The organism is Variovorax atrisoli, from assembly GCF_014195185.1.
GTDB classification, from domain to species: Bacteria; Pseudomonadota; Gammaproteobacteria; order Burkholderiales; family Burkholderiaceae_C; genus Variovorax; species Variovorax atrisoli.
This window is the reverse complement of the sequence record NZ_JACIBG010000002.1, coordinates 108697-130496: the sequence shown is the minus strand read 5'-3', so window position 1 is coordinate 130496 and position 21800 is coordinate 108697. Positions and strand designations below refer to the sequence as shown.

Here is a 21800-nt window from a genome sequence, read left to right as displayed (position 1 = left end):
ACAACAGGAGACGAGCGCATGGTCTGGCAACAGGTTTACAACCCCTTCGGCAACATGATCGTATCGACGGCGCTGGCCGCGATACCGGTGGTGGTGATGCTGGTGTGCCTCGGGTTGCTTCACGTCAAGGCGCACTATGCGGCGGGGCTGGGCCTGCTGAGCGCTGTGCTCATCGCGGTGTTCGCCTTCGGCATGCCGGCCGACATGGCGGGCAAGGCCGCCTTCCTCGGCGGCATCACCGGCCTGCTGCCCATCGGCTGGATCGTGCTGAACATCATCTTCCTGCAGCAGCTCACTCAGCAGAACGGCAGCTTCCAGATACTGCAGGACTCCATCGCCGGCATCACGGAAGACAGGCGCCTGCAGCTGCTGCTCATCGCATTCGCCTTTGGCGCCTTCTTCGAGGGCGCGGCGGGCTTCGGCACGCCGGTGGCGGTCACCGCGGCCATCCTTATCGGGCTCGGGTTCTCGCCGCTGGCGGCATCGGGGCTCTCGCTCATCGCGAACACCGCGCCGGTGGCCTTCGGCGCACTGGGCACGCCGGTCATCACGCTGGCCAAGGTGCATGGCTACGACCTGATGGCGGTCACCGCGATGATCGGGCGGCAGCTGCCGTTTTTCTCGCTGCTGGTGCCCTTCTGGCTCATCTGGGCCTTCGCGGGGCGCAAGGGAATGATGGAGGTGTGGCCTGCCATCCTGGTGACGGGCGTGTCCTTCGCGATTCCGCAGTTCCTGGTGTCGAACTACATCGGGCCGGAGCTGGTGGACATCATCGCGGCCATCGTCTCGATGGTGTGCCTGGTCGCGTTCCTGCGCGTGTGGAAGCCGAAGAAGGTCTGGACCTCGGTGTCGCTCAAGGGGCATGAGGCCGATGGCGGCGAGGCCTCCGCGGCCGTCGCGCCGACGAAGCATTCCAGCGCCGCCGTGATCCGCGCCTGGACGCCATGGCTCATCCTCACCGTGTTCGTGTTCATCTGGGGCCTGCCCTCGGTGAAGACCTGGCTCAACGGCATCTTCGCGCCGAGCTTCCCGATCGACGGGCTGCACAACATGATCGAGAAGGTGGCGCCGGTGGTGCCCAAGCCGACGAAGGAGGGCGCCGTCTACCAGCTGCTGCTGCTCTCGGCCACGGGCACCGGCATCCTGGTGTCGGCGCTCGTGGGCGGGCTGGTGATGAAGTACAACCCGATCCAGCTCGTGGCCGCCTACGGCCGCACGCTGTGGCTGGTGAAGTTCTCGCTGCTCACCATCGTGCTGATGCTCGCGCTGGGCACGCTCACGCGCTACTCGGGGCTGGACACCACGCTCGGCCTGGCCTTCGCCAACACCGGCGTGCTGTATCCCTTCTTCGGCACGCTGATGGGCTGGCTGGGCGTGGCGCTCACCGGCTCCGACACCGCATCGAACGTGCTCTTCGGCGGCATGCAGAAGGTGGCGGCCGACCAGCTCGGCCTGAGCCCGAACCTGATGGGCGCGGCCAACAGCTCGGGCGGCGTGATGGGCAAGATGATCGATGCGCAGTCGATCGTGGTGGCTTCCACCGCCACGCGCTGGTTCAACCACGAAGGCGAGATCCTGCGCTACGTGTTCTTCCACTCCATCGCGCTGGCCTGCCTCGTGGGCTTATACGTGACGCTGCAGGCCTACGTGTGGCCGTTCACGCTGATGGTCGTGAAGTGACGGCTGCCGAGGCGGGCAGCGTCGCCGCCAGCGCCTGAAGCAGCCGGCGCAGGTCGTCGACCGCTTCGCGCGCGAGCGCGGCGCCGCCCATCTGCGCCTTGACGATGGCGCCGTCGACGCCCAGCGCGGCGGCCTGCGCAACGGCCATGCGGGGCGGGCTTTCCAGCGATTCGGGCAGCAGCCCGGCGATCACCTCGACCATCTCGCGCTTGTGCTCGCGCGAGATGTCGCTCGCGCCGCTCACGCTGCCGCCCACCTCGACCACCGAGTTGATGAAGGCGCAGCCGCGGAAGGCCGGGTCGGCGAACCATTCGGCCATGGCGTCGGCCAGCACCTCCAGCGCCTGGCCGCCGCCGATGCGCTGCTGCGCGCCGAGCCGGCCGAGCGCATCGACGAACCATGCCATCCACAGGCCGTGGCGGTGATCGAGGAAGGCCCGCACCAGGTCGTCCTTCGAGGGATAGTGCCGGTAGAAGGTGACCTTGGTGACGCCAGATGCGGCGATGACGCGGTCGATGCCCGTGGCGCGGATGCCGTCGGCGTAGAAGAGGTCGTGCGCGGTGCGAAGGATGCGCTCGCGCGCCGGTAGTTCGGAGATGGAGGAGATGTCCATGGCGCGATTGTAGGCATGTAGACAGGTCTGTCTACATGTGGCACATTCCGGCGCATTCCCCTTCAACCTCGATCGAAAGAACCGCCATGGAATCACGCCCGCCGCTGCCGCCCTTCACCCTCGAATCCGCCACGCAGAAGGTGCAGGCCGCCGAAGATGCCTGGAACTCGCGCGACCCCGTTCGCGTGAGCCTGGCCTACACGCCCGACACCGAATGGCGCAACCGCGCCGAGTTCGTCAACGGCCGCGAGCAGGTGGTGGAGTTCCTTTCGCGCAAGTGGGCGCGCGAGCTCGACTACCGCCTGAAGAAGCAGCTCTGGGCCTTCATGGACAACCGTATCGCGGTGCGCTTCGAGTACGAGTGGCACGACGACGCGGGCCAGTGGTATCGCAGCCACGGCAACGAGAACTGGGAGTTCGCGGAGAACGGCCTGATGCAGAGGCGCTTCGCGAGCATCAACGACCAGCCCATCAAGGAATCGGACCGCAAGTTCCACTGGGCGCGCTGAGCCGCGCTGAACTGCGTTGTTCCCGCGTTGCCCTCCCCTCGGGGAGAGGGCTAGGGTGAGGGCCGCGGCCGCAACGCCCCCGCGCTGCATTGACCGCAGACGCACCCTCACCCCAACCCTCTCCCCGAGGGGAGAGGGAGAAGATCCCGGGCACGGCTGTTGCTTGCTTTTGGTGCATGGAGACGCCCCTACTGAACCCCGCCGCCAGCCACCCGCTGTGGCAGCACCAGCTCGGCCTGCTGCTGGAATCGACGGGCGAGGGCATCTTCGGCATCGACCTCGACGGCCACTGCATGTTCATCAACCGGGCTGGCGCGCAGATGCTCGGCCATGAGGTGGGCGACGTGCTCGGCTCCAACATGCACGAGCTCACGCACCACTCGCATCCCGACGGCTCGCACTACGCCGATACCGACTGCCCCATCTTCAACGCCTTCCGGCGCGGCCTGCCCTGCCGCATCGACACCGAGGTGTTCTGGCGGCGCGACGGCAGCGCCTTCGCGGTCGAGTATTCGAGCCACCCGATCATGGACGGCACGCAGGTGCGCGGCGCCGTCATCACCTTCGTCGACATCACCGAACGCCGGCGCCAGGCGGAGGCGCTTCAGCAGGCCAAGGACGAACTCGGCCTGCGCGTGCAGGAGCGCACCCGCGAGCTCAGCGACGCGCTGGCGCAGCTGCGCGAGCTCTCCGCATGGCTCGACAAGGTGCGAGAGGAGGAGCGCACCCGCATCGCACGAGAGGTGCACGACGAACTCGGCAGCCTGCTGGTGGCGCTGAAGATGGACGTCAACTGGATCGGCAAGCGCCTGGGCGAACAGCAGGAGCGCACGCCCGACGCGGCGCAGGCCATGCGCGAGCAGATGCGCTGCAAATGCGCGAACATGAGCCAGCTCATCGAGCGCGCGGTCGACAACGTGGGGCGCATCATCACCGACCTGCGCCCCAGCATCCTCGACCACCAGGGCCTGTGGGCCGCGCTCGAATGGCAGGCGCACGAGTTCGTGCAGGCGGCCGAGCTGGAACTGGACTGGCGCTTCGACGTGCCGCCCGGCGTGGAGCTGCCCGAGCCCGCGGCCATCGCGGTGTTCCGCATCTTCCAGGAGATGCTGAGCAACGTCGGGCGCCATGCCAGGGCGAGCAGCCTCGGCATCCGCATCGGCGTCGAGCAGGCGCGGCTGAGCATCAGCGTGCGAGACGACGGCGTCGGCGCGCCGGCGCAGGCCTTCGAGGCCGCCACCTCCTACGGCGTGCTCGGCATGCGCGAGCGAGCGCGCCACTTCGGCGGGCGCATCGACATCGAGAGCCGCGTGGGCGAGGGCAGCACCTTTCGCCTTCAACTGCCGCTGCACGTGGATGCGCACGGAGGCGCGCAATGAGCGACATCCGCGTGCTCATCGGCGACGACCACCGCATCGTGCGCGAAGGCCTGAAGCAGATGCTGGGCGACCTCTCCAACGGACTGCCCGCGATGGTCGTGCGCGCCGAGGCGCAGACCGGCCCCGAGGTGCTGGAAGCCGTGCAGGCGCTCGGCGGGCCCGAGGGCCTCGACGTGGTGCTGCTCGACATTGCCCTGCCCGGCCGCGACGGGCTCGACGTGCTGCAGGCCCTGCGCAAGCAATGGCCATCGCTTCCGGTGCTGATGCTGAGCACCTATCCGGAGAAGCAATACGCGGTGCGCTGCATCAAGCTGGGCGCATCGGGCTATCTCAACAAGAGCGCCGACGCCGACGACATGGTCGGTGCGGTGCGCAAGGTGGCGGGCGGCGGCCTCTACGTGTCCGCGGCCACGGCCGAGGCCTTGGCCACGGCCGTGGGGCGAGGCGCCGGGCAGGGCGCTGAGGTGCTCTCGCACCGCGAGCACCAGGTGTACCGGCTGCTCAGCGCGGGGCACAGCGTGAGCGAAATCGGTGCGCAGCTGGGCCTGGCGCCCAATACCGTGAGCACATATCGCGCACGCATCCTCGAGAAGACCGGCACCAAGAACGACGTGGAGCTGGCCCTGTACGCCGAACGCCACGGCAAGCAGGGCTCTTCCGGCTGAAAAGAGCCCGAACGCGCCGCCGGCGTGCACCGGCTTGTAGTGCCAGCCCTACAAGGCCTCGACATCGGCGGCACGATCTGATGCCGCGAGCTCCGCAACGGCCTGCGCAGGGACTTTCCGGCCCGGCGCTTGCAACGGCGGCTGCATCTTTCCAACGAGGTGCACCACCATGTCCGACCCGCACGAACCGACCGCCTGCGATCCCTACGATGCCGACCGGCCGCTGAACATGCGCTGCGCCTGCGGGCGCGTGCATGGCGCGGAGCGCGCAGGCGTGCTGCCGCAGGACAAGCTGGAAGCCAGCCTCATGAAGGCGCTGTTCCCCGTCGACAGCGTGCGGCGCGGCTTCCTGCGCGCCGTGGGCGCGGGCACCGCGCGCGCGGCCATCGCCTCGGTGTTTCCGCTGGGCGCGCTGCAGGCCATGGCGCAGGAGAAGGCGCCGCTGGAGAAGACGAAGCTCAAGATCGGCTTCATTCCCATCACCTGCGCCACGCCGCTCATCATGGCGCACCCGCTGGGCTTCTATCAGAAGCAGGGCCTCGACGTGGAGGTGGTGAAGACGGCGGGCTGGGCGCTCATCCGCGACAAGATGCTCAACAAGGAGTACGACGCCACGCACTTCCTGTCGCCGATGCCGCTGGCCATCTCGATGGGCGCGGGCTCCAACGCGGTGCCCATGAACGTCGCGACCATCCAGAACACCAACGGCCAGGCCATCACGCTGGCCAACAAGCACAAGGACAAGCGCGACCCCAAGACCTGGAAGGGCCTGAAGTTCGCCGTGCCCTTCGAGTACAGCATGCACAACTTCCTGCTGCGCTACTACGTGGCGGAAGCGGGCCTGAACCCCGACACCGACATCCAGATCCGCGTGGTGCCGCCGCCCGAGATGGTGGCCAACCTGCGCGCCGGCAACATCGACGGCTACCTCGGCCCCGATCCGTTCAACCAGCGCGCGGTGTTCGAGGAGATCGGCTTCATCCACCTGCTGACCAAGGACCTGTGGAACGGCCACCCGTGCTGCGCCTTCGGTACGTCGAGCGAGTTCATCGAGAAGAACCCGAACACCTTCGCCGCCCTGGTGCGCTCGGTGCTCACCGCGTCGGCCATGGCGCGCGATCCGAAGAACCGCGAACTCATCGCCAAGGTGATCGCACCCGCGCAATACCTGAACCAGCCCGAGACCGTGCTCACGCAGGTGCTCACCGGCAAGTTCGCCGACGGCCTGGGCAACATCCGCACCGTGCCGGACCGCGCCGACTTCGACCCGATCCCCTGGCAGTCGATGGCCGTGTGGATGCTCACGCAGATGAAGCGCTGGGGCTACGTGAAGGGCGACATCGACTACAGGCGGATCGCCGAGAAGGTCTTCCTGCTCACCGACGCGAAGAAGCGCATGAAGGACCTGGGCCAGCCGGTGCCCGACGGGGCGTACCCGAAGTTCACCATCATGGGCAAGGTGTTCGACCCCGCGAAGCCCGACGACTACCTCAAGAGCTTCGCCATCGCGAAGATGGCCTGAGCCATGCGGAAGAAGGCTCTTTCGTTCAAGGCGGCGCTGGTGTCGCTGCTGATGTTCCTGCTGCTGGTGGGCGTGTGGCAGGTCGCCACCGCACCGGCCGGCGGCACCTCCGCCGCGGCAGGCATGACAGCCGAGCAGATCGAATACCAGAAGATGCTCGGCAAGGACCCGACGCAGGGCCAGGTGAAGAGCTCGGGCTTTCCCACGCCCGCCGAGATGGCCGCCACCGCGTGGAAGCACCTGTCGAATCCGTTCTACGACAACGGCCCCAACGACAAGGGCATCGCCATCCAGCTGGCCTGGTCGCTGGCGCGCGTGGGCCTGGGCTTCGCGCTGGCGTGCATGGTGGCGGTGCCGCTGGGCTTCGTCATCGGCATGTCGCCGCTGCTGCACAAGGCCTTCGACCCCTTCATCCAGGTGCTCAAGCCGATCTCGCCGCTGGCGTGGATGCCGCTGGCGCTCTACACCATCAAGGACTCGTCGGTCAGCGGCATCTTCGTGATCTTCATCTGCTCGGTCTGGCCGATGCTGCTGAACACCGCCTTCGGCGTGGCCTCGGTCAAGCGCGAATGGCTCAACGTAGCCAGCACGCTCGAGGTGAAGCCGCTGCGCCGCGCGTTCCGCGTCATCCTGCCGGCGGCGGCGCCCACCATCCTCACGGGCATGCGCATCAGCATGAGCATCGCGTGGCTGGTCATCGTGGCGGCCGAGATGCTGGTGGGCGGCACCGGCATCGGCTACTTCGTGTGGAACGAGTGGAACAACCTGTCGCTCACCAACGTGATCTTCGCGATCCTTTTGATCGGCGTGGTGGGCATGCTGCTCGACCAGGCCTTCGCGGCGCTGCAGCGGAAGGTGACCTATGTGGAGTGAACGCGCCGTTCCTGCCGCCCGAGGTGAAGCCATGACCCAGCCTGTCGTTTCCGCCGCCGTGGAGGCGCCGGGCGCCCGCGGCTTCCTGCGCGTGGAGGGCCTTGCCAAGGCCTTCATGCCCGCGCGGCCCGTGTTCGCCGACGTGTCGTTCACGCTCGACCGCGGCGAGTTCGTCTGCATCATCGGCCACTCGGGCTGCGGCAAGACCACCATCCTCAACGTGCTGGCGGGCCTCGACCAGGCGAGCGCTGGCCATGTCTTCATGGATGGCCGAGAGGTGGCCGGCCCCAGCCTGGAGCGCGGCGTGGTGTTCCAGAGCCATGCGCTCATGCCGTGGCTCACGGTGCGCAGGAACATCGCCTTCGCGGTGGTCTCGCGCTGGCCCGACTGGTCGGCCGCGCAGGTCGATGCGCAGGTGGAGCGCTTCGTCGCCATGGTCGGACTGCAGGCGGCCATCGACAAGAAGCCCTCGCAGCTCTCGGGCGGCATGAAGCAGCGCGTGGGCATCGCCCGCGCCTTCGCCATCAGCCCCAAGATGCTGCTGCTCGACGAGCCCTTCGGCGCCCTCGACGCGCTCACGCGCGGCACCATCCAGGACGAGCTGATGGCCATCGTGCGGCAGACGCAGCAGACCGTCTTCATGATCACGCACGACGTGGACGAGGCCATCCTGCTGGCCGACCGCATCCTGCTCATGAGCAACGGCACCGACCTGCCGCAGGGCGGGTACCGCGCGGGGAACATCGTCGAGACGGTGGTCAACCCGCTGCCGCGCGAGCGCACGCGCGCCTCGCTGCACCACCTCGACGGCTACTACGCGCTGCGCAACCACATCGTCGATTTCCTCGTCACGCGCGCGAAGGCGGCGTGACCTCGCCTTCACCCCTTCATCACGTTCATATCGATCAGGAGCAAACCCCATGAACCGCAACGACGTCACCGAGAAGATCATCGCCACCAAGGTCAGCAAGGGCATCCAGTGGGCCGACGTGGCCACGAAGGTCGGCCTCTCGAAGGAGTGGACCACCGCCGCCTGCCTCGGCCAGATGACCCTCGACGACAAGCAGGCGAAGATCATCGGCAAGATCTTCGGCCTCACCGCCGAGGAGCAGAAGTGGCTGAAGGTCGTGCCCTACAAGGGCTCGCTGCCCACGCCGGTGCCCACCGATCCGCTCATCTACCGCTGGTACGAGGTGGTGAGCGTGTACGGCACCACCATCAAGGAACTGATCCATGAGGAATTCGGCGACGGCATCATGAGCGCCATCGACTTCAGCATGGACATCCAGCGCGAGGCCGACCCGAAGGGCGACCGCGTCAACGTGGTGCTGTCGGGCAAGTTCCTGCCCTACAAGACCTACTGAGCGTATTCGGCCGGGCGCGGCCTTTGCTGCTGCTGATGTTGCCTGGCAGGCGGGCGCATCGCCCCGGCCGTGATGCCGTAGCCTTCGATGGCGCCCGCGATCGAGCGTGCCACCGCATCCACGGGCACCGCGATGCGCCGGTTGGTGCGCATGCGTTCGCGTGCGTAGCTGGCCGCGATGCGCTCGGCCAGCGGATCGATGGGGCCGTGCACGTCGGGGCTCACCACCGTCACGTGCAGCCGGCCGGCATGCTCCTGCCGCAGGCCCTCGGAGACCGCGTTCACCGCGTACTGCGTGCCGTGGTACACCGCCGAGCCCGGCGACAGCCCATGCATCGCCACCGGCGCCACGTTCACGATGTGGCCCCAGCCCTGCTCCTGCATCGTCGGCAGCACCGCCGCGATGCCCAGCAGCACGCCGCGCAGGTTCACGTCGATCATGAGTTCCCACTCCTCGATCTTGCGATTCCACAGCGGTGACATCGGCATTACGCCCGCGGCGTTGACGAGCACGTCGATCTGCTCGTGCGTCTCGAGCGCGAATTCGGCGAATGCTTCCATGTCGGGCCGGTGCGTCACGTCGAGGCGCTGGTAGCTCGCCGTTCCGCCCGTGGCCGTGATCTCCGCCGCCAGCGCGGCGAGCCTGTCGGTGCGGCGCGCACCGAGCACCACCTTGGCGCCGCGCCGCGCAAGCAGCCTGGCGGTCGCTTCGCCGATGCCGCTGCTCGCGCCGGTGATGAGTACGACTTTTTCCTGGATCGTGGTCATGGTGAACTCCTCGTGCTGATCTGTCTGCCGTGGGGCACACACTGGAATGAGCGTGAGCCGGGCATGCAGAGAAGTGTGCGTTTTCGCGGGCCCGAAGCGGTAGACGAATCGAACGCGGTTTTTGCCTGATCCTGCAAAACGCGATGCCGACTGCGTCCGCCGCTTCGCCCGGCTCAGCGCCGCGTAGTGCTTTCGCGGTAGAGCACCATGCCCGCGTGGTACAGCACGCCGTCGCGGAACTCGCCGTCGGCCGTGAAGCCGGTGTCGTCGACGTAGTCGATGTGGTTGCCCGTCAGTCTGTAGCTGCCCCGGTAGGCGCTCGGGCGCGTTCCGCGCGCCTCGTCGTAGCGGCCGTTGGGCAGCAGTTCGTGGCGGATGTGGCCGTCTTGTGTCACCCACATGCCCACGAAGCGGTTCGGGTCTTCGAGCAGCCTGGGGCGTTGGGGTTGTGCCTGCGAAGGGCCCGAGCCCATGGCAAGCGATAGCGAGAGCGCGGTGAGTGCGCCTGTGCGACGTGCGGTGTTCATGGTGCGCCTTGGTTCGTGGATGGAGCGTCCATTCTTGGAAAAGGCGCGGGCGGGGCGTTAGTCGCTTCGTGCGAGTTTCTTGCCTGATTCCCCGAAGCCGCATCGGCCGGTGCTGCCGGCCGATGCATCCATCGGTAATTCGCTTTGCACCATGTCGCAAGGATTGAGCAAGAGCCGGAAATCGCGGATGCTGCGCCGATGGACAACAAGCCTCCCCCGAACACGGCCCGCCCGCGCATCTACCTCGCGGGGCCCGACGTCTTTCGCCCCGACGCCAGGGCGCATTTCGTCAGGTTGTCGGCCGCCTGCGACGCAGCCGGCCTCGCGGCCCTGCTGCCGGCGGACGGCAACGAAGAGCAGACCTCCGACGCGCCCGAGAAGCAGATCTACGAAGCCAACATGCAGCGCCTTCGCGGCGCCGACGGCGTGGTCGCCAATCTTGCGAGCTTCAGGGGCATGGAGCCAGATTCCGGCACCGTGTTCGAGGTCGGCGCGGCGATCGCGCTGGGCATCCCGGTCGTTGCCTACGGCGTGCCCGAAGGCAGCTACGCAGACCGCGTGCGCGCCGCGCTGCCATGCGAGGTCGACGCGAACGGCGTGCTGCGCGAAGCCGGCACCGGCATCGCGGTCGAGGACTTCGGGCAGCAGTTGAACCTGATGCTGGCGTGTTCGATCCACATCGAGGCGACGCCGGAGGCGGCGCTGCGGAAGATGGCGCAGGTGCTGGCCGATGCCGTCCGGCTATAGCCGCGCTACGCGGGCGTCCTACTTTCGCTGGCGATCAGCGCGTGGCGTAGTTGCGAGGTAGTACTGTCTACCGCACTGATGCAACGTTGAAGCTCCGCATTGGCGAGGCGCAGCAGGGCGCCCAATTCGCTACGGGTGGTCACGAGTCCTTCGAGATCGCTTGTATGTTCTGGAGCTATGAGCTTTTCGATGCAGGCATGAGCGTGCAGGACTTCCTGCAATTGCGCCGCATCGTCGCAGGCTTGCCGAGCAAGTGCATCGATTGCGGATTCGACAGGCGCGGAAGGAGGTTGCGACTGCGCGCGAACGCGAGCGTGTTGAGCCATGAATGGCCTCCAAGAGGTGTGATTTCAAAAACCACCGCACTCGCTTCCAAACGGGGGCGGCAGCTCGAACGGGTTGGAAGACCGGACACCTCTTGCGAGAACCGGCAGGGCTCGCGCCCTCCCGCCCGAGCCGCCATAAAAGTGGCACGAGCGAAAAAGCCGCAGACCATGTGCGGTGGCTGCGGCTCTCGTCGCAGAGGTGAAGCGGGCTTCCAAACCCGATCGCGCCAAGTCGGCGCGACGGGGCAGTATATCCACGCGATAGGAGCCCAGAACTATCTGTGCAAGCGATAACGATAAACACAATGCGGTGCTGTCCACCGCGCGACAAAAGCAGGAAACCCCTGATCGAATCGCCGCGCACCAGCCCCTAGGATCGGCTCCATCAATCACTGAATGGAGCACTGCATGCCGACCACCGAGACCCACTTCGAGCTCACCGCCAACGACGGCGTCACGGTGGAGGTTCATCGGTGGCTTGGCACGGTGACGAAGCCGCGCGCCATCGTCCAGCTCGCGCACGGCATGGGCGAGCATTCGCTGCGCTACCGTCATCTGGCCGAATCGCTGGTGCAGGCGGGCTACGTGGTCTATGCGAACGAGCATCGCGGCCATGGCAAGGGCGCGCAGGCGCGCGGCGAGCTGGGCGAGTTCGGTCCGCGCGCGTTCGCCGGGCTGGTGGACGACATGGCGCTGCTGAGCCGCCATGTGCGTGGCGTGCATCCGGGCCTGCCGCTGATCCTGCTGGGCCACAGCATGGGTTCGTTCGCGCTGCAGTACTACCTGGTCGAGCATGGTTCGCTGCTCGCGGGTGCTGCGCTGTCCGGCACTTCGGCGCTCGACCTGCTGGGAACCGCGCTGCAGTCGGGCTTCAAGCTGGAAGACATGAACGCCGCGCTGCCCGACGTACGCACGCCCTTCGACTGGCTCAGCCGCGATCCGGCACAGGTCGATGCGTACATCGCCGATCCGCTGTGCGGCTTCACGGTCTCGCCGGAGGGGCTGGGCTCGATGTTCGCGAAGCTGGGCGACCTCACGCCGGAGGCGATGCGCAAGACCATCAGCCCCGAGCTGCCCCTGTACCTGTTCATTGGCGGCGAAGATCCGGTGAGCAACAAGGCCGAGTGGTTCTACCCGCTGGTGGAGCGCTATCGCCAGGCGGGGCTGCGCGACGTGTCGTGCCACGTCTTCGGCGGCGCGCGGCACGAGGCGCTGAACGAGACCAACCGCGACGAGGTCGAGGCGGTGCTGCTCGCGTGGATCGCGCGGGTGGTGGCGAAGGGCTGAAGAGCCGGAGCGATCCGGCCACAGGAATGAATGGGGCAGACAAGGCCGGGCGGCAGGCGCCGCCGGGTTGCCGTTACTGCCGTCTGCAGTCGCCCATGGTCACGGTGCCGTCCTTGCACTCGGTGATCATGGGTTCGTCCGCGCCCTGGGCCGGAGCCGGCTTCGGGGCAGAAGATGCAGGGATAGATGCGGGAGCAGGAGCCGGTGCACCCCCCGCGTCCTTCAGATAGACGACTTTCTTCGTGCCGAGCTCGCAGCTGCCCACCACCTGTCCGTCGGCCGATGCGTTGGCATCGACGACGGTGACGGTGAAGCGCGCCACGCCGCTCGCGGCGATCTTCTGTTCGATGCGGGTGCGCAGGGCTTCGCAGTCCTCGGCCGCGTGTGCGCCGACCGCCGCGCCGGCCAGGGCCAGCACGGCGGGAAGCATCGCGAGCCTGAAGGGCTTCATGGCTGCCGCCCGCACGAGGTCGATCGACCTTCTTACGCCGAGGCCAGCGCCGCGTTCAGCGTGGCGCTCGGGCGCATGATGGCCGAGAACTTGACCGGGTCGGCCAGGTAGTAGCCGCCGATGTCCACCGGCTTGCCCTGCACGGCCGCGAGCTCGTCGACGATCTTCTGCTCGTTGGCTGCGAGCGTCTCGGCCAGCTTGGCGAAGGCGGCCTGGAGCTCCAGGTCTTCGGTCTGCGCGGCCAGTTCCTGCGCCCAGTACATCGCCAGGTAGAACTGGCTGCCGCGGTTGTCGAGCTGGCCGGTCTTGGGCGAGGGGTTCTTGTTGTTGTCGAGCAGCTTGCCGGTGGCCGTGTCCAGCGTCTTCGCCAGGATGGCCGCCTTCTTGTTGTTCGTCTTCAGGCCCAGGTCCTCCAGGCTCACGGCGAGCGCGAGGAATTCGCCCAGCGAGTCCCAGCGCAGGTGGTTCTCTTCCACCAGCTGCTGCACGTGCTTGGGAGCGGAGCCGCCCGCGCCGGTCTCGTACATGCCGCCGCCGGCCATCAGCGGAACGATCGACAGCATCTTGGCGGAGGTGCCCAGTTCCATGATGGGGAACAGGTCGGTCAGGTAGTCGCGCAGGATGTTGCCGGTGGCGCTGATGGTGTCCAGGCCGCGGACCACGCGCTCCAGCGTGTAGCGCATGGCGCGCACCTGGCTCATGATCTGGATGTCCAGGCCCGCGGTGTTGTGCTCGTGCAGGTACATCTTGACCTTGGTGATCAGCTGCGCCTCGTGCGGACGGTAGGCGTCGAGCCAGAACACCACCGGCATGCCGGAGTTGCGCGCGCGGTTGACGGCCAGCTTGACCCAGTCGCGGATCGCGGCGTCCTTGACCTGGCACATGCGCCAGATGTCGCCCTGTTCCACTTCTTGGCTCATCAGCACTTCGCCGGTGTCCAGGTCGGTGATGTTGGCGACGCCGTCCTCGGCGATCTCGAAGGTCTTGTCGTGCGAGCCGTATTCCTCGGCCTTCTGGGCCATCAGGCCCACGTTGGGCACGGTGCCCATGGTCCTGGGGTCGAAGGCGCCGTGCCACTTGCAGAAGTTGATGATCTCCTGGTAGATGCGGGCGAAGGTCGATTCGGGCATCACGGCCTTCACGTCCTTCAGGCGGCCGTCGGCGCCCCACATCTTGCCGCCGTTGCGGATCATCGCGGGCATGGATGCGTCCACGATGATGTCGTTGGGCGAGTGGAAGTTGGTGATGCCCTTGGCCGAATCGACCATCGCCAGCTCGGGGCGGTGCTCGTGGCAGGCGTGCAGGTCGCGCTTGATCTCGTCCTGCGTGCTCTGCGGCAGCGTGGCGATCTTGTTGTAGAGGTCGACCATGCCGTTGTTGACGTTGATGCCCAGCTCGTCGAACAGCTTGCCGTGCTTCTCGAAGGCTTCCTTGTAGAAGATCTTCACGCAGTGGCCGAACACGATGGGGTGCGAGACCTTCATCATGGTCGCCTTCACGTGCAGCGAGAACATCACGCCGGTCTTGTGCGCGTCCTCGATCTCCTTTTCATAGAAGGCCAGCAGCGCCTTCTTGCTCATGAACATGGAGTCGATGATCTCGCGGTCGAGCAGGGCGACCTTGGGCTTGAGCACGATGGTCTTGCCGCTCTTGGTGATCAGCTCCATCTTGACGTTGCGCGCGCGGTCGAGCGTCATGGACTTCTCGCCGTGGTAGAAGTCGCCGCCGTGCATGTGCGAGACGTGCGAGCGCGAGGCCTGGCTCCAGTCGGCCATGCTGTGCGGGTTCTTGCGCGCGTATTCCTTCACGGCCTTGGGTGCGCGGCGGTCGGAGTTGCCTTCGCGCAGCACGGGGTTCACGGCGCTGCCGGTGCACTTGTTGTAGCGCGCGCGGATGTCCTTGTCCTCGTCCGTGGTCGGGTTCTCGGGGTAGTCGGGGATCTTGTAGCCCTTGCCCTGCAGTTCCTTGATGGCGGCCTTCAGCTGCGCGACCGAGGCGCTGATGTTGGGCAGCTTGATGATGTTGGCTTCGGGCTTGAGCGTGAGCTTGCCCAGCTCGGCGAGGTTGTCGGGCACCTTCTGCTCGTCGCTCAGGTAGTCGGGGAATTCGCCCAGGATGCGGGCCGCCACGGAGATGTCGCTGGTCTCGACGTTGATCCCGGCCGGATTCGTGAAGGCGCGAATGATGGGCAGAAACGCGTAGGTCGCCAGCAGGGGCGCCTCGTCGGTGAGGGTGTAGACGATGGTGGGTTGCTTCGAGCTCATGCGCTTGCTTCCGTAGATCCTGGTTGTCGGGTTGGCTGGAACTTCCGGCTGTCCGGGGGGTGGCCCGTTTTTGCCGGAGCCCCCGATTGTCGCCCGCCGGGACCGTGTTTCGCCATGCGGGTTACCAAGCCCCGGCCGGAAGCGAGTCTTAAAGGGCCTCCGGCTGGCCGGAAACGGACTTTTCGAGCATTTCCCGGGCCAGGTCGACGAAGGCGCGCAGCTTGGGCGCCTGGGCCGCCCGGCGCGGAAAGTACAAGAAGAGCCCTGGCTCCCCGAAGGCCGAGCGCGGCAGCAGCTGGCGCAGCCGGCCTTCGCGCAGCTCGGCGCGCACCAGCGGCTCGAAGATGTAGGCGATGCCCACGTCGGCCAGCGCCAGGTCGCGGGCGTAGAGCGCGTCGGTGACCCGCACGGTGCCCGGCACCTCGACCGAGACATGGGCGCCGCCCTCGTCGCGCAGGTCCCAGGCGTAGACGCCGCCCGAAGTCACGAAGCGGAAGCCGATGCAGTTGTGCTGCTGCAGCGCCTCGATGCTGCGCGGCTCGCCGGCCGTGGCCAGGTAGCGCGGCGTGGCTACCAGGATGGCCTCGAAGGGCGGGGTGAGGCGCACCGCCACCATGTCCTGCGCGACGGTGTGGCCCAGCCGCACGCCGGCGTCGTGGCCGCTCGCCACGATGTCGGCCAGCCCGTCGTCGCAGGTGATCTCGATCACCAGCCCCGGGTGGCGGCGCGCCATTTCGGCCACCAGCGGGGTCATGGCCAGCGGCAGCGCCACGTGGGGCGCGTTGACGCGCAGCACGCCGCTCACCCGCCCGAGCGACTCGCCGAAGCGGTCCACCGCGTCGGCGATCTCGCCCATGGCCGGGGCCAGCATGCCGATGAAGCCCGCGCCGGCCTCGGTCAGCCGTACGCTGCGGGTGGTGCGGGCGAAGATCGGCTGGCCCAGGTGGTCCTCGACGGCGCGCACCGCGTGGCTCACGGCCGAGGCGCTCATGCCCAGTTCGGCCGCCGCCGCGGCGAATCCGCCGCGCCGGTGCACCGCCAGCACGATTGCGAGATGCGGGAGCAGGTTGCGGTCCATTCATGCACTGTATCGCACAGTGCTTTCGATTTGAACTGGCTAGTCGTTGAGTGGGTTTGCTGGAACAGTCACGCCATGCCTTCACGGCAACCCTCAACCCCTCAAGGAGCCAGCCTCATGTCCAACGCCTCCAACATCGCCAGCACCTCCTCGCAAGCCCGCCAGACCTGGTTCATCACCGGTGCAGCCTCCGGTTTCGGCCACGCCTTCGCCGAGCACGCCCTGGCCCTGGGCCACAACGTGGTCGCCACCGCCCGCGACGCAAGCCGCCTGGTTGACCTCGTGGCGCTGGCGCCCGACCGCGTGCTGGCCACCCCGCTCGACGTGGACGCGGCCGGTGCCGCCGAGGCCGCCGTGCAGGCCGCGGTCGCGCGCTTCGGCCGCATCGACGTGCTCGTCAACAACGCGGGCTACGGCGTGGTCGGCGCCCTCGAGGAAACGTCCGACGCAGAGCTGCGCGCGCTGATGAACACCAACTTCTTCGGCGCGATGGCCGTTACCCGTGCTGCGCTTCCGGTGCTGCGCGCGCAGAGGTCGGGCGCCATCGTCAACATCTCCAGCCTGGGCGGGCAGCTGTCGTTCGCGGGCTTCAGCGCCTATTCGGCCTCCAAGTTCGCGCTGGAGGGCGCCTCGGAAGCGCTGGCGCAGGAGGTGGCGCCCTTCGGCATCAAGGTGCTGATCGTGGAGCCGGGCCAGTTCCGCACGCAGCTCGCGGGCAGCGGCATGCGCCACATGCCGGTGATCGAGGCCTACCAGCCGGTGGTGGGCGCCACCCGCGAGTTCGCGCACAGCATGCACAACACGCAGGCCGGCGATCCGCGCAAGGCGGCCGTGGCCATCGCGAAGGCGCTGCAAGCGGAGAACACGCCGCTGCGCCTGCCGCTGGGCGGCGACTCGGTCGACGCGGTGCGCGCCCATGCGCAGGCGATGCTCAAGGACATGGAGGCCTGGGAAGCCCTGAGCCGCAGCACCGACTTCGACCCGGCCTGAAGACGGGTCAGTCTTCGCGCAGCGGCAGTTCGATGGTGGCCGCGAGCGGCACGGTGTCGATGCGCGCCGCGCTCGCCACGATCACCGCCTGCTTCGACTGCGCCGCCAATTCCGAGAGCGTGGCCCACAGGCAGCGCGTGGAGGGCATGTCGAGCCCGGCGGTCGGTTCGTCGAGCAGGACGAGCGGTCGGCCCGAGGCAAGCCCGGCGGCCATCCACACCTTGCGCTTCGAACCGGTCGAGAGCATGAACATCTTCTTGTCGAGGTGCGGCGCCAGCGAGAAGCCGTCGGCGATGGCCTGCCACTTCGCGTGGTCGAAGCCGGCGTCGCCCTCGGCGAGGGAGGCCGTGCATTCGCGGGCCGTGAGCTGGTCGAAGCGGTCGGTCGTCGGGTCGACGAAGAACACCTGGCGGCGATAGGCCTCGGGCGCGGTGTCGAGGCTCGCGCCCGCCACCGTCAGCCGGCCCGAGGAGGCGGCCAGCGTGCCGGCGATCACCTGCAGCAGCGCCGACTTGCCCGTGCCGGTGTCGCCGTACAGCAGCGTGACGCCCGGGCCGACGGACGCGTTCCAGCCGGACACCAGCGCGGGTTGGTCGGGGTAGGCGAAACGCAGGGCGTCGATCCGGAGGAGGGCGGGAGAAGAAGGATTCATGGTCGCGTGCGACTTTATCAACCAGAAGCGCCGTCGCTGGCTACCATCCGGCTCCATGAGAAAGCTGCCGCTCCTGCTCGCCCTGCTGCCGTTCGCCGCTGCGGTGTCTGCCGCTCCCGATCTTTCCGCGCCGTCGGCGCAGGTGTTCGATGCGGTGAAGAAGCCCGATTCGATCGATGCGCAGTGGCGCACGCGGCTGTGCGCACTGCTGCCGCAGCCCTGCAACGCGCAGCAGCTGGGCCTCTACCGCCCGCGCGGCGCCGCGGCCGGCGACTACGTGGTGCTGTCCGCCGAGCCGCTCGCCATGGCGCGCATCAGGCGGGATGCAGGCGACGCGAAGGGCTGGCAGCTCGCTCGTCTCCATGATTTCTCCGACTACGCGCAGGCCCTGAAGAAAGACAGCGACGCCAGCCGTTCCGAGGCGCGCCTCTCGCTCGCGCCGGCGCTCTACCCGGTGGCCGAGGGCCGATGGGCCGTGGCCGTGCTGCAGACGGTGTCGGAAGGCTACTCGGGCGGCGGTGCGTCGTTCGACACCGCCGATTTCGTGCCGCTCGAAGGCGGCAAGGCGGTGCAGGAGGGCATTCCCTTCTCGTGCTCCAAGATGATCCGCGCCTGCTTCAGCGAGAAGGAATACAAGACCTCGAAGCACTGCCACGACGAGAGTTTCGGCAGCCTGCGCATCGCCTATGGCGAGACATTCAAGCCCGGCGCGCCCTACGACTGGCAATACACCTGGGTGCAGACCGAGTGGCCGCAGAACGAGCCGCGCAGCGCGGCGACCACCACGCGCGTGCTGTTCACCGCGAAGACCACCGAGCGCGCCGGCTTCTGCGGCGGGCCGCAGTAGGCAGCGGGCCCGCGCCTCAGTGGCGCGGCACGGTCGTCGTGCCCACGTGCATCGTGCGGCCTGCCCCCAGCCCCGCGATCACGAGCGCGATGCCCAGGCCGATGAAGAGCCACGACGAGGCGCGGAAGCTCCCCGTCCATCCGTGCAGCAGCCCGGCCACCAGCGGCCCGAAGGCCGCCACCATGTAGCCCACGCCCTGCGCCATGCCCGAGAGATGCGCGGCCACGTGCGAGTCGGGCGAGCGCAGCACGATCATCGTGAGCGCCAGAGCGAAGGTGCCGCCCTGTGCGATGCCCAGCAGCACCGCCCAGGCCCACACGCCGAACACGCCGCCCAGCGGCGCGAACAGCATCGCCAGCATCGCGCCGACCGTCAGCAGCGCCAGCACGACCGCGAGGCCGCGCTGGTTGCGCAGCTTCACCGCCAGCGCCGGTATCACGAGGCAGGTCACCACCTGAGTCATGACCGACAGCGACACCACGTAGCCGGCCGTCTCGCTGCCCAGCCCGCGTTCGCGCAGGATCGGCGCGAGCCAGCCCATCACGATGTAGGCGAGGGCGGACTGCAGGCCCATGAAGAAGGTGACCTGCCAGGCGAGCCGGTCGCTCCAGAGCCCGCGCACGGTGAAGCCCGATTCGCTCGCCACCGGCTTCACCGGCAGCGCCTGCGGCGCCCAGATCAGCGTGACCAGCGCAGCCGGGAGCGCCCACATCGCGAGCGCCGTGGTCCAGCCGCCGCCCAGCGCGTGCTCGATCGGCACCGTGAGGCCGGCCGCGCTGGCCGCGCCACCGCAGACGGCCATGGTGTAGAAGCCCATCATCAGCGCCGCCTGCGAGGCGAAGTCGCGCTTGACCAGGCCCGACAGCAGCACGTTCGACACCGCGATGCCGCTGCCCGCGATGGCCGAGGCCAGGAACAGCAGCGGGATGTTGCCGGTGCCGCGCAGCACCGTGCCGACCAGGATCAGCACCATGCAGCCGAGCAGCGTGCGCTCGGTGCCGAAGCGCCGGCCCAGGCCGGGCGCGAGCGGCGCGAAGACGCCGAGGCAGACGATCGGCAGCGTGGTCAGCAGGCTGGCGGCGGTGGCCGAGAGGCCGGTGGCCTTGATGATTTCGGGCAGCACCACCGAGAGGCTGGCGAACACCGGGCGCAGGTTGAAGGCGATCAGCACCACGCTGGCGCCCAGCAGGATGCGGCGCGCGAGCGTCGGCGCCGGCGTGGGGCGCGGCGCGGGCAGGCTGTCGGCCTCCGCGTCGATCAGCAGTTCGTCGCTGGAGTGACGCGGCGAAGCGGGAGCGGCGGCGGCGTTGCGGCTTGCGAGGGTGGCCGAGTTCATCACGAGCCCAGCGCCAGCGCGTTGATCATCGGCGACATGAAGGTGCGCACCGCGGCGGCGGCCACGTCGGGGTCGCGGCTGGCGATGCCTTCGATGACGGCGCGGTGCGCCGCCTCGTCGGGCTCGGGCAGGGCGGTGCCCAGCGAGCTCGCGATGGTCTCCTTGATGTAGCCGGTGATGAAGCGGCAGGTCTCGGCCAGCGCGAGGTTGCCCGAGATGTCGACGATGGCGAGGTGGAACGCGAGGTCGCGCTCGATGAAGGCCACGCCGTTGTCGGCAGGGTCGAAGCTGCCTCGCTTGTCCAGCAGAGTGTGCAGGCGGCGCAGGTCGCGCGCCGTATGGCGAACCGCGGCGAGCCGGGCGGCTTCCACCTCGAGCGCGCGGCGCACCTCGAACTGGTCGCGCAGGCTGGCGAGCCGCATCTTCTGCAGGCTGGACGACGGATCGAAACCCGAGCGCACATAGGTGCCCGAGCCCTGGCGCACTTCGAGCAGGCCGCGCGACACCAGCGTCTTGACCGCCTCGCGCACCGTGCCGCGGCTCACCCCCAGCAACTGGGCGAGCTGCGGTTCGATCGGAATGCGGGAGCCGACGGGCCAGCGGCCGGCGGAGATCTCGGCGCGGATGCTGTCGGCGGCGGTGTCTGCGAGCGAAGTACGGGGAGCTTGGACAAGCATCGGGAGTGGGCCTGGTCGTTCAATGATTGGATGAATTTTGCCCCCAAACAGAGACCGGACTCCCCACGCGGCGATTGACCCGGAACGCCCCATTTCCAGAAACCGAAGCACCTTCGAAGCATCGCGCAAGCCGTTTTCGCGGATTTGTCCTCAATAAGTGAATTTTTCCCGACCTTCAGCGACTGATGTCGAAAGTGTTGCTCCGCCAGACCTGACTGTCAGAAAATGAAACTAAAGGTAGCTTGTGAATCCGCAGGTTGCCTCCGCCACGCAATCGGCCTTCTTCCGGCCGCTGGCACGGATTTGAGGGAGCGCAACAAGCAATGGGACCGCCTCGAGCGATGGAAGCGTCATGAAGGACTTCTCTTTGTCGGACGTGCGGCTGTTCGCCAAGGCCGCGCAGCTCGGGGGGCTGACCCCCGCAGCCGAAGTGCTCAAGGTGCCCAAGGCTTCGGCGTCGCGCCAGCTCCAGCGGCTGGAGGCCACCGTGGGGCACCTGCTGCTGCATCGCGGCGCCACCCGCTTCGCGCTGACCGAGGAAGGGCGGGAGTTCCTGGCGGCGGCCCAGCACGCGCTGACGATCCTCGACGACGTCATGCTGAACCTGTCGTCCGACGGCGGCGCGGTCTCCGGGCGGCTTCGCGTGGCCGTGCCGCACTACTACGGCCGCGAACTGCTGATGAAGCACCTGCCCGCCTTCATGACCGCCTACCCGCGCCTGGAGGTCGCGATCGAGACCGGGACGAACCGTGCCGACCTTCAACGCTACACGGCCGACGTGGCCATCCGCTGCGGACGCGACGACGGCGACGCGCTGGTGCTGCGCTCCCTGGCGCTGGAGCCGCTGATGCTGTGCGCCGCGCCGTCGTATCTCGCGCGCCATGCCCCGGTCGCGGACCTGCACGACCTCGCGGCCCACCGGTTCCTGACCACCGACGCCGACGGCCGCAAGCGCGAGATCGGCCTCGCGACCGCCGAGAAGACGCACCGCGTGCGGGTGGAAAGCGTGTTCCAGTCGGACGACCCAGAAATGGTCCTGCGCCTCGCGCTCTCGGGCCGCGGCATCGCGCTGCTGCCGCAGTCGCTCGCGCGCCCGCAGGTCGACGGCGCCGCCCTGGTGCAGGTGCTGCCCTCGCTCGCGCTGAAGCCGCACGACATCTATCTGAGCTACCTGCCCGCGCGCCGCAACACGCCGAAGATCCGGACCTTCGTCGACTACTTCCTCGACGTGTTCCGCGACGCCTGA

At 68.0% G+C, this 21800-nt stretch carries 23 protein-coding genes; 13 read left to right on the top strand and 10 right to left on the bottom strand.

The features are described from left to right. Window positions 1-18 precede the first annotated feature (18 nt). Window positions 19-1680, top strand: a complete 1662-nt coding sequence (locus tag FHY06_RS07550; RefSeq protein ID WP_184604276.1) for an L-lactate permease — start codon at window positions 19-21, stop codon at window positions 1678-1680. On the opposite strand, the gene FHY06_RS07545 is transcribed toward FHY06_RS07550, so the two are convergent. Further along, entirely contained in the window at window positions 1658-2293 is a 636-nt protein-coding gene (locus FHY06_RS07545; protein WP_184604274.1) for a TetR/AcrR family transcriptional regulator, read from the bottom strand. The two genes, FHY06_RS07550 and FHY06_RS07545, sit on opposite strands and share 23 nt — an antisense overlap. Window positions 2294-2379: 86 nt before the next feature. On the opposite strand from FHY06_RS07545, the gene FHY06_RS07540 reads away from it, so the two are divergent. The 7 genes from FHY06_RS07540 (at window position 2380) to cynS (ending at window position 8605) form a co-directional block, all read left to right on the top strand. Next, window positions 2380-2802 carry a nuclear transport factor 2 family protein gene (locus FHY06_RS07540; RefSeq protein ID WP_019654201.1) on the top strand — a complete coding sequence of 141 codons (423 nt, stop codon included), beginning with the start codon at window positions 2380-2382 and terminating at the stop codon, window positions 2800-2802. 176 nt (window positions 2803-2978) lie between these two features. Next, complete coding sequence (locus tag FHY06_RS07535) at window positions 2979-4181, top strand: sensor histidine kinase (RefSeq protein ID WP_184604272.1); 1203 nt, start codon at window positions 2979-2981, stop codon at window positions 4179-4181. Beyond that, window positions 4178-4846 (top strand): response regulator transcription factor, encoded by a 669-nt coding sequence (locus FHY06_RS07530; protein ID WP_184604270.1) that lies wholly within the window; start codon window positions 4178-4180, stop codon window positions 4844-4846. The genes FHY06_RS07535 and FHY06_RS07530 overlap by 4 nt, the downstream gene beginning before the upstream one ends. 169 nt (window positions 4847-5015) lie before the next feature. Beyond that, the gene (locus tag FHY06_RS07525) at window positions 5016-6368 is read left to right on the top strand and encodes a CmpA/NrtA family ABC transporter substrate-binding protein (protein WP_126182798.1); all 1353 of its coding nucleotides are present in this window, start codon (window positions 5016-5018) and stop codon (window positions 6366-6368) included. Window positions 6369-6371: 3 nt separating this feature from the next. Further along, window positions 6372-7241, top strand: coding sequence for a nitrate ABC transporter permease (gene ntrB, locus FHY06_RS07520; protein ID WP_019654197.1), 870 nt, complete (start codon window positions 6372-6374; stop codon window positions 7239-7241). 31 nt (window positions 7242-7272) lie between these two features. Beyond that, window positions 7273-8112 carry an ABC transporter ATP-binding protein gene (locus FHY06_RS07515; RefSeq protein WP_184604268.1) on the top strand — a complete coding sequence of 280 codons (840 nt, stop codon included), beginning with the start codon at window positions 7273-7275 and terminating at the stop codon, window positions 8110-8112. 49 nt (window positions 8113-8161) lie between these two features. Next, entirely contained in the window at window positions 8162-8605 is a 444-nt protein-coding gene (gene cynS / locus FHY06_RS07510) for a cyanase (protein ID WP_019654195.1), read from the top strand. Here the strand turns inward: cynS and FHY06_RS07505 are convergent. Together FHY06_RS07505 and FHY06_RS07500 are read right to left on the bottom strand one after the other, a co-directional pair. Beyond that, window positions 8599-9372 (bottom strand): SDR family oxidoreductase, encoded by a 774-nt coding sequence (locus tag FHY06_RS07505; protein WP_184604266.1) that lies wholly within the window; start codon window positions 9370-9372, stop codon window positions 8599-8601. The two genes, cynS and FHY06_RS07505, sit on opposite strands and share 7 nt — an antisense overlap. A gap of 173 nt (window positions 9373-9545) precedes the next feature. Beyond that, window positions 9546-9899 carry an Atu4866 domain-containing protein gene (locus FHY06_RS07500; RefSeq protein WP_260310158.1) on the bottom strand — a complete coding sequence of 118 codons (354 nt, stop codon included), beginning with the start codon at window positions 9897-9899 and terminating at the stop codon, window positions 9546-9548. A gap of 198 nt (window positions 9900-10097) precedes the next feature. Here FHY06_RS07500 and FHY06_RS07495 point away from each other — a divergent pair, with 198 nt between their 5' ends. Continuing rightward, window positions 10098-10646 (top strand): nucleoside 2-deoxyribosyltransferase, encoded by a 549-nt coding sequence (locus FHY06_RS07495; protein WP_184604264.1) that lies wholly within the window; start codon window positions 10098-10100, stop codon window positions 10644-10646. 5 nt (window positions 10647-10651) lie between these two features. Here FHY06_RS07495 and FHY06_RS07490 read toward each other — a convergent pair whose 3' ends face one another. After that, window positions 10652-10972 (bottom strand): hypothetical protein, encoded by a 321-nt coding sequence (locus tag FHY06_RS07490; protein WP_126182801.1) that lies wholly within the window; start codon window positions 10970-10972, stop codon window positions 10652-10654. Window positions 10973-11380: 408 nt separating this feature from the next. Here FHY06_RS07490 and FHY06_RS07485 point away from each other — a divergent pair, with 408 nt between their 5' ends. Continuing rightward, the gene (locus tag FHY06_RS07485; RefSeq protein ID WP_132752463.1) at window positions 11381-12259 is read left to right on the top strand and encodes an alpha/beta fold hydrolase; all 879 of its coding nucleotides are present in this window, start codon (window positions 11381-11383) and stop codon (window positions 12257-12259) included. Between the two features lie 73 nt (window positions 12260-12332). Here FHY06_RS07485 and FHY06_RS07480 read toward each other — a convergent pair whose 3' ends face one another. The 3 genes from FHY06_RS07480 to FHY06_RS07470 form a co-directional block, all read right to left on the bottom strand. Further along, entirely contained in the window at window positions 12333-12710 is a 378-nt protein-coding gene (locus tag FHY06_RS07480; protein WP_184604262.1) for a DUF1161 domain-containing protein, read from the bottom strand. Between the two features lie 32 nt (window positions 12711-12742). Beyond that, window positions 12743-14974 carry an NADP-dependent isocitrate dehydrogenase gene (locus FHY06_RS07475; protein WP_019654188.1) on the bottom strand — a complete coding sequence of 744 codons (2232 nt, stop codon included), beginning with the start codon at window positions 14972-14974 and terminating at the stop codon, window positions 12743-12745. A gap of 148 nt (window positions 14975-15122) precedes the next feature. Beyond that, window positions 15123-16052, bottom strand: coding sequence for a LysR family transcriptional regulator (locus FHY06_RS07470; RefSeq protein WP_184604260.1), 930 nt, complete (start codon window positions 16050-16052; stop codon window positions 15123-15125). 117 nt (window positions 16053-16169) lie between these two features. On the opposite strand from FHY06_RS07470, the gene FHY06_RS07465 reads away from it, so the two are divergent. Continuing rightward, entirely contained in the window at window positions 16170-17042 is an 873-nt protein-coding gene (locus FHY06_RS07465; RefSeq protein WP_132752465.1) for an oxidoreductase, read from the top strand. 7 nt (window positions 17043-17049) lie between these two features. On the opposite strand, the gene FHY06_RS07460 is transcribed toward FHY06_RS07465, so the two are convergent. Further along, the gene (locus tag FHY06_RS07460; RefSeq protein WP_184604258.1) at window positions 17050-17694 is read right to left on the bottom strand and encodes an ABC transporter ATP-binding protein; all 645 of its coding nucleotides are present in this window, start codon (window positions 17692-17694) and stop codon (window positions 17050-17052) included. A 55-nt stretch (window positions 17695-17749) separates the two neighbouring features. On the opposite strand from FHY06_RS07460, the gene FHY06_RS07455 reads away from it, so the two are divergent. Next, window positions 17750-18541 (top strand): hypothetical protein, encoded by a 792-nt coding sequence (locus FHY06_RS07455; protein ID WP_019654184.1) that lies wholly within the window; start codon window positions 17750-17752, stop codon window positions 18539-18541. Window positions 18542-18557: 16 nt separating this feature from the next. Here FHY06_RS07455 and FHY06_RS07450 read toward each other — a convergent pair whose 3' ends face one another. Continuing rightward, window positions 18558-19877, bottom strand: a complete 1320-nt coding sequence (locus tag FHY06_RS07450; protein WP_184604256.1) for a CynX/NimT family MFS transporter — start codon at window positions 19875-19877, stop codon at window positions 18558-18560. Next, entirely contained in the window at window positions 19877-20554 is a 678-nt protein-coding gene (locus FHY06_RS07445; protein ID WP_184604253.1) for a FadR/GntR family transcriptional regulator, read from the bottom strand. The genes FHY06_RS07450 and FHY06_RS07445 overlap by 1 nt, the downstream gene beginning before the upstream one ends. Window positions 20555-20906: 352 nt before the next feature. Between FHY06_RS07445 and FHY06_RS07440 the strand changes: the two genes are divergently transcribed. Beyond that, window positions 20907-21800 carry a LysR family transcriptional regulator gene (locus FHY06_RS07440; protein ID WP_184604250.1) on the top strand — a complete coding sequence of 298 codons (894 nt, stop codon included), beginning with the start codon at window positions 20907-20909 and terminating at the stop codon, window positions 21798-21800.

Excerpts from the sequence above, each read along its gene's own strand:
- FHY06_RS07450 (WP_184604256.1), bottom strand. The coding sequence starts at position 19,877 with ATGAACTCGGCCACCCTCGCAAGCCGCAACGCCGCCGCCGCTCCCGCT.
- FHY06_RS07445 (WP_184604253.1), bottom strand. The coding sequence starts at position 20,554 with ATGCTTGTCCAAGCTCCCCGTACTTCGCTCGCAGACACCGCCGCCGAC.
- FHY06_RS07550 (WP_184604276.1), top strand. The coding sequence starts at position 19 with ATGGTCTGGCAACAGGTTTACAACCCCTTCGGCAACATGATCGTATCG.
- FHY06_RS07440 (WP_184604250.1), top strand. The coding sequence starts at position 20,907 with ATGAAGGACTTCTCTTTGTCGGACGTGCGGCTGTTCGCCAAGGCCGCG.
- FHY06_RS07515 (WP_184604268.1), top strand. The coding sequence starts at position 7,273 with ATGACCCAGCCTGTCGTTTCCGCCGCCGTGGAGGCGCCGGGCGCCCGC.
- FHY06_RS07465 (WP_132752465.1), top strand. The coding sequence starts at position 16,170 with ATGTCCAACGCCTCCAACATCGCCAGCACCTCCTCGCAAGCCCGCCAG.
- FHY06_RS07495 (WP_184604264.1), top strand. The coding sequence starts at position 10,098 with ATGGACAACAAGCCTCCCCCGAACACGGCCCGCCCGCGCATCTACCTC.
- FHY06_RS07470 (WP_184604260.1), bottom strand. The coding sequence starts at position 16,052 with ATGGACCGCAACCTGCTCCCGCATCTCGCAATCGTGCTGGCGGTGCAC.
- FHY06_RS07505 (WP_184604266.1), bottom strand. The coding sequence starts at position 9,372 with ATGACCACGATCCAGGAAAAAGTCGTACTCATCACCGGCGCGAGCAGC.
- FHY06_RS07500 (WP_260310158.1), bottom strand. The coding sequence starts at position 9,899 with ATGAACACCGCACGTCGCACAGGCGCACTCACCGCGCTCTCGCTATCG.
- ntrB (WP_019654197.1), top strand. The coding sequence starts at position 6,372 with ATGCGGAAGAAGGCTCTTTCGTTCAAGGCGGCGCTGGTGTCGCTGCTG.
- FHY06_RS07460 (WP_184604258.1), bottom strand. The coding sequence starts at position 17,694 with ATGAATCCTTCTTCTCCCGCCCTCCTCCGGATCGACGCCCTGCGTTTC.
- FHY06_RS07540 (WP_019654201.1), top strand. The coding sequence starts at position 2,380 with ATGGAATCACGCCCGCCGCTGCCGCCCTTCACCCTCGAATCCGCCACG.
- FHY06_RS07535 (WP_184604272.1), top strand. The coding sequence starts at position 2,979 with ATGGAGACGCCCCTACTGAACCCCGCCGCCAGCCACCCGCTGTGGCAG.
- cynS (WP_019654195.1), top strand. The coding sequence starts at position 8,162 with ATGAACCGCAACGACGTCACCGAGAAGATCATCGCCACCAAGGTCAGC.
- FHY06_RS07545 (WP_184604274.1), bottom strand. The coding sequence starts at position 2,293 with ATGGACATCTCCTCCATCTCCGAACTACCGGCGCGCGAGCGCATCCTT.
- FHY06_RS07490 (WP_126182801.1), bottom strand. The coding sequence starts at position 10,972 with ATGGCTCAACACGCTCGCGTTCGCGCGCAGTCGCAACCTCCTTCCGCG.
- FHY06_RS07455 (WP_019654184.1), top strand. The coding sequence starts at position 17,750 with ATGAGAAAGCTGCCGCTCCTGCTCGCCCTGCTGCCGTTCGCCGCTGCG.
- FHY06_RS07525 (WP_126182798.1), top strand. The coding sequence starts at position 5,016 with ATGTCCGACCCGCACGAACCGACCGCCTGCGATCCCTACGATGCCGAC.
- FHY06_RS07485 (WP_132752463.1), top strand. The coding sequence starts at position 11,381 with ATGCCGACCACCGAGACCCACTTCGAGCTCACCGCCAACGACGGCGTC.
- FHY06_RS07530 (WP_184604270.1), top strand. The coding sequence starts at position 4,178 with ATGAGCGACATCCGCGTGCTCATCGGCGACGACCACCGCATCGTGCGC.
- FHY06_RS07480 (WP_184604262.1), bottom strand. The coding sequence starts at position 12,710 with ATGAAGCCCTTCAGGCTCGCGATGCTTCCCGCCGTGCTGGCCCTGGCC.
- FHY06_RS07475 (WP_019654188.1), bottom strand. The coding sequence starts at position 14,974 with ATGAGCTCGAAGCAACCCACCATCGTCTACACCCTCACCGACGAGGCG.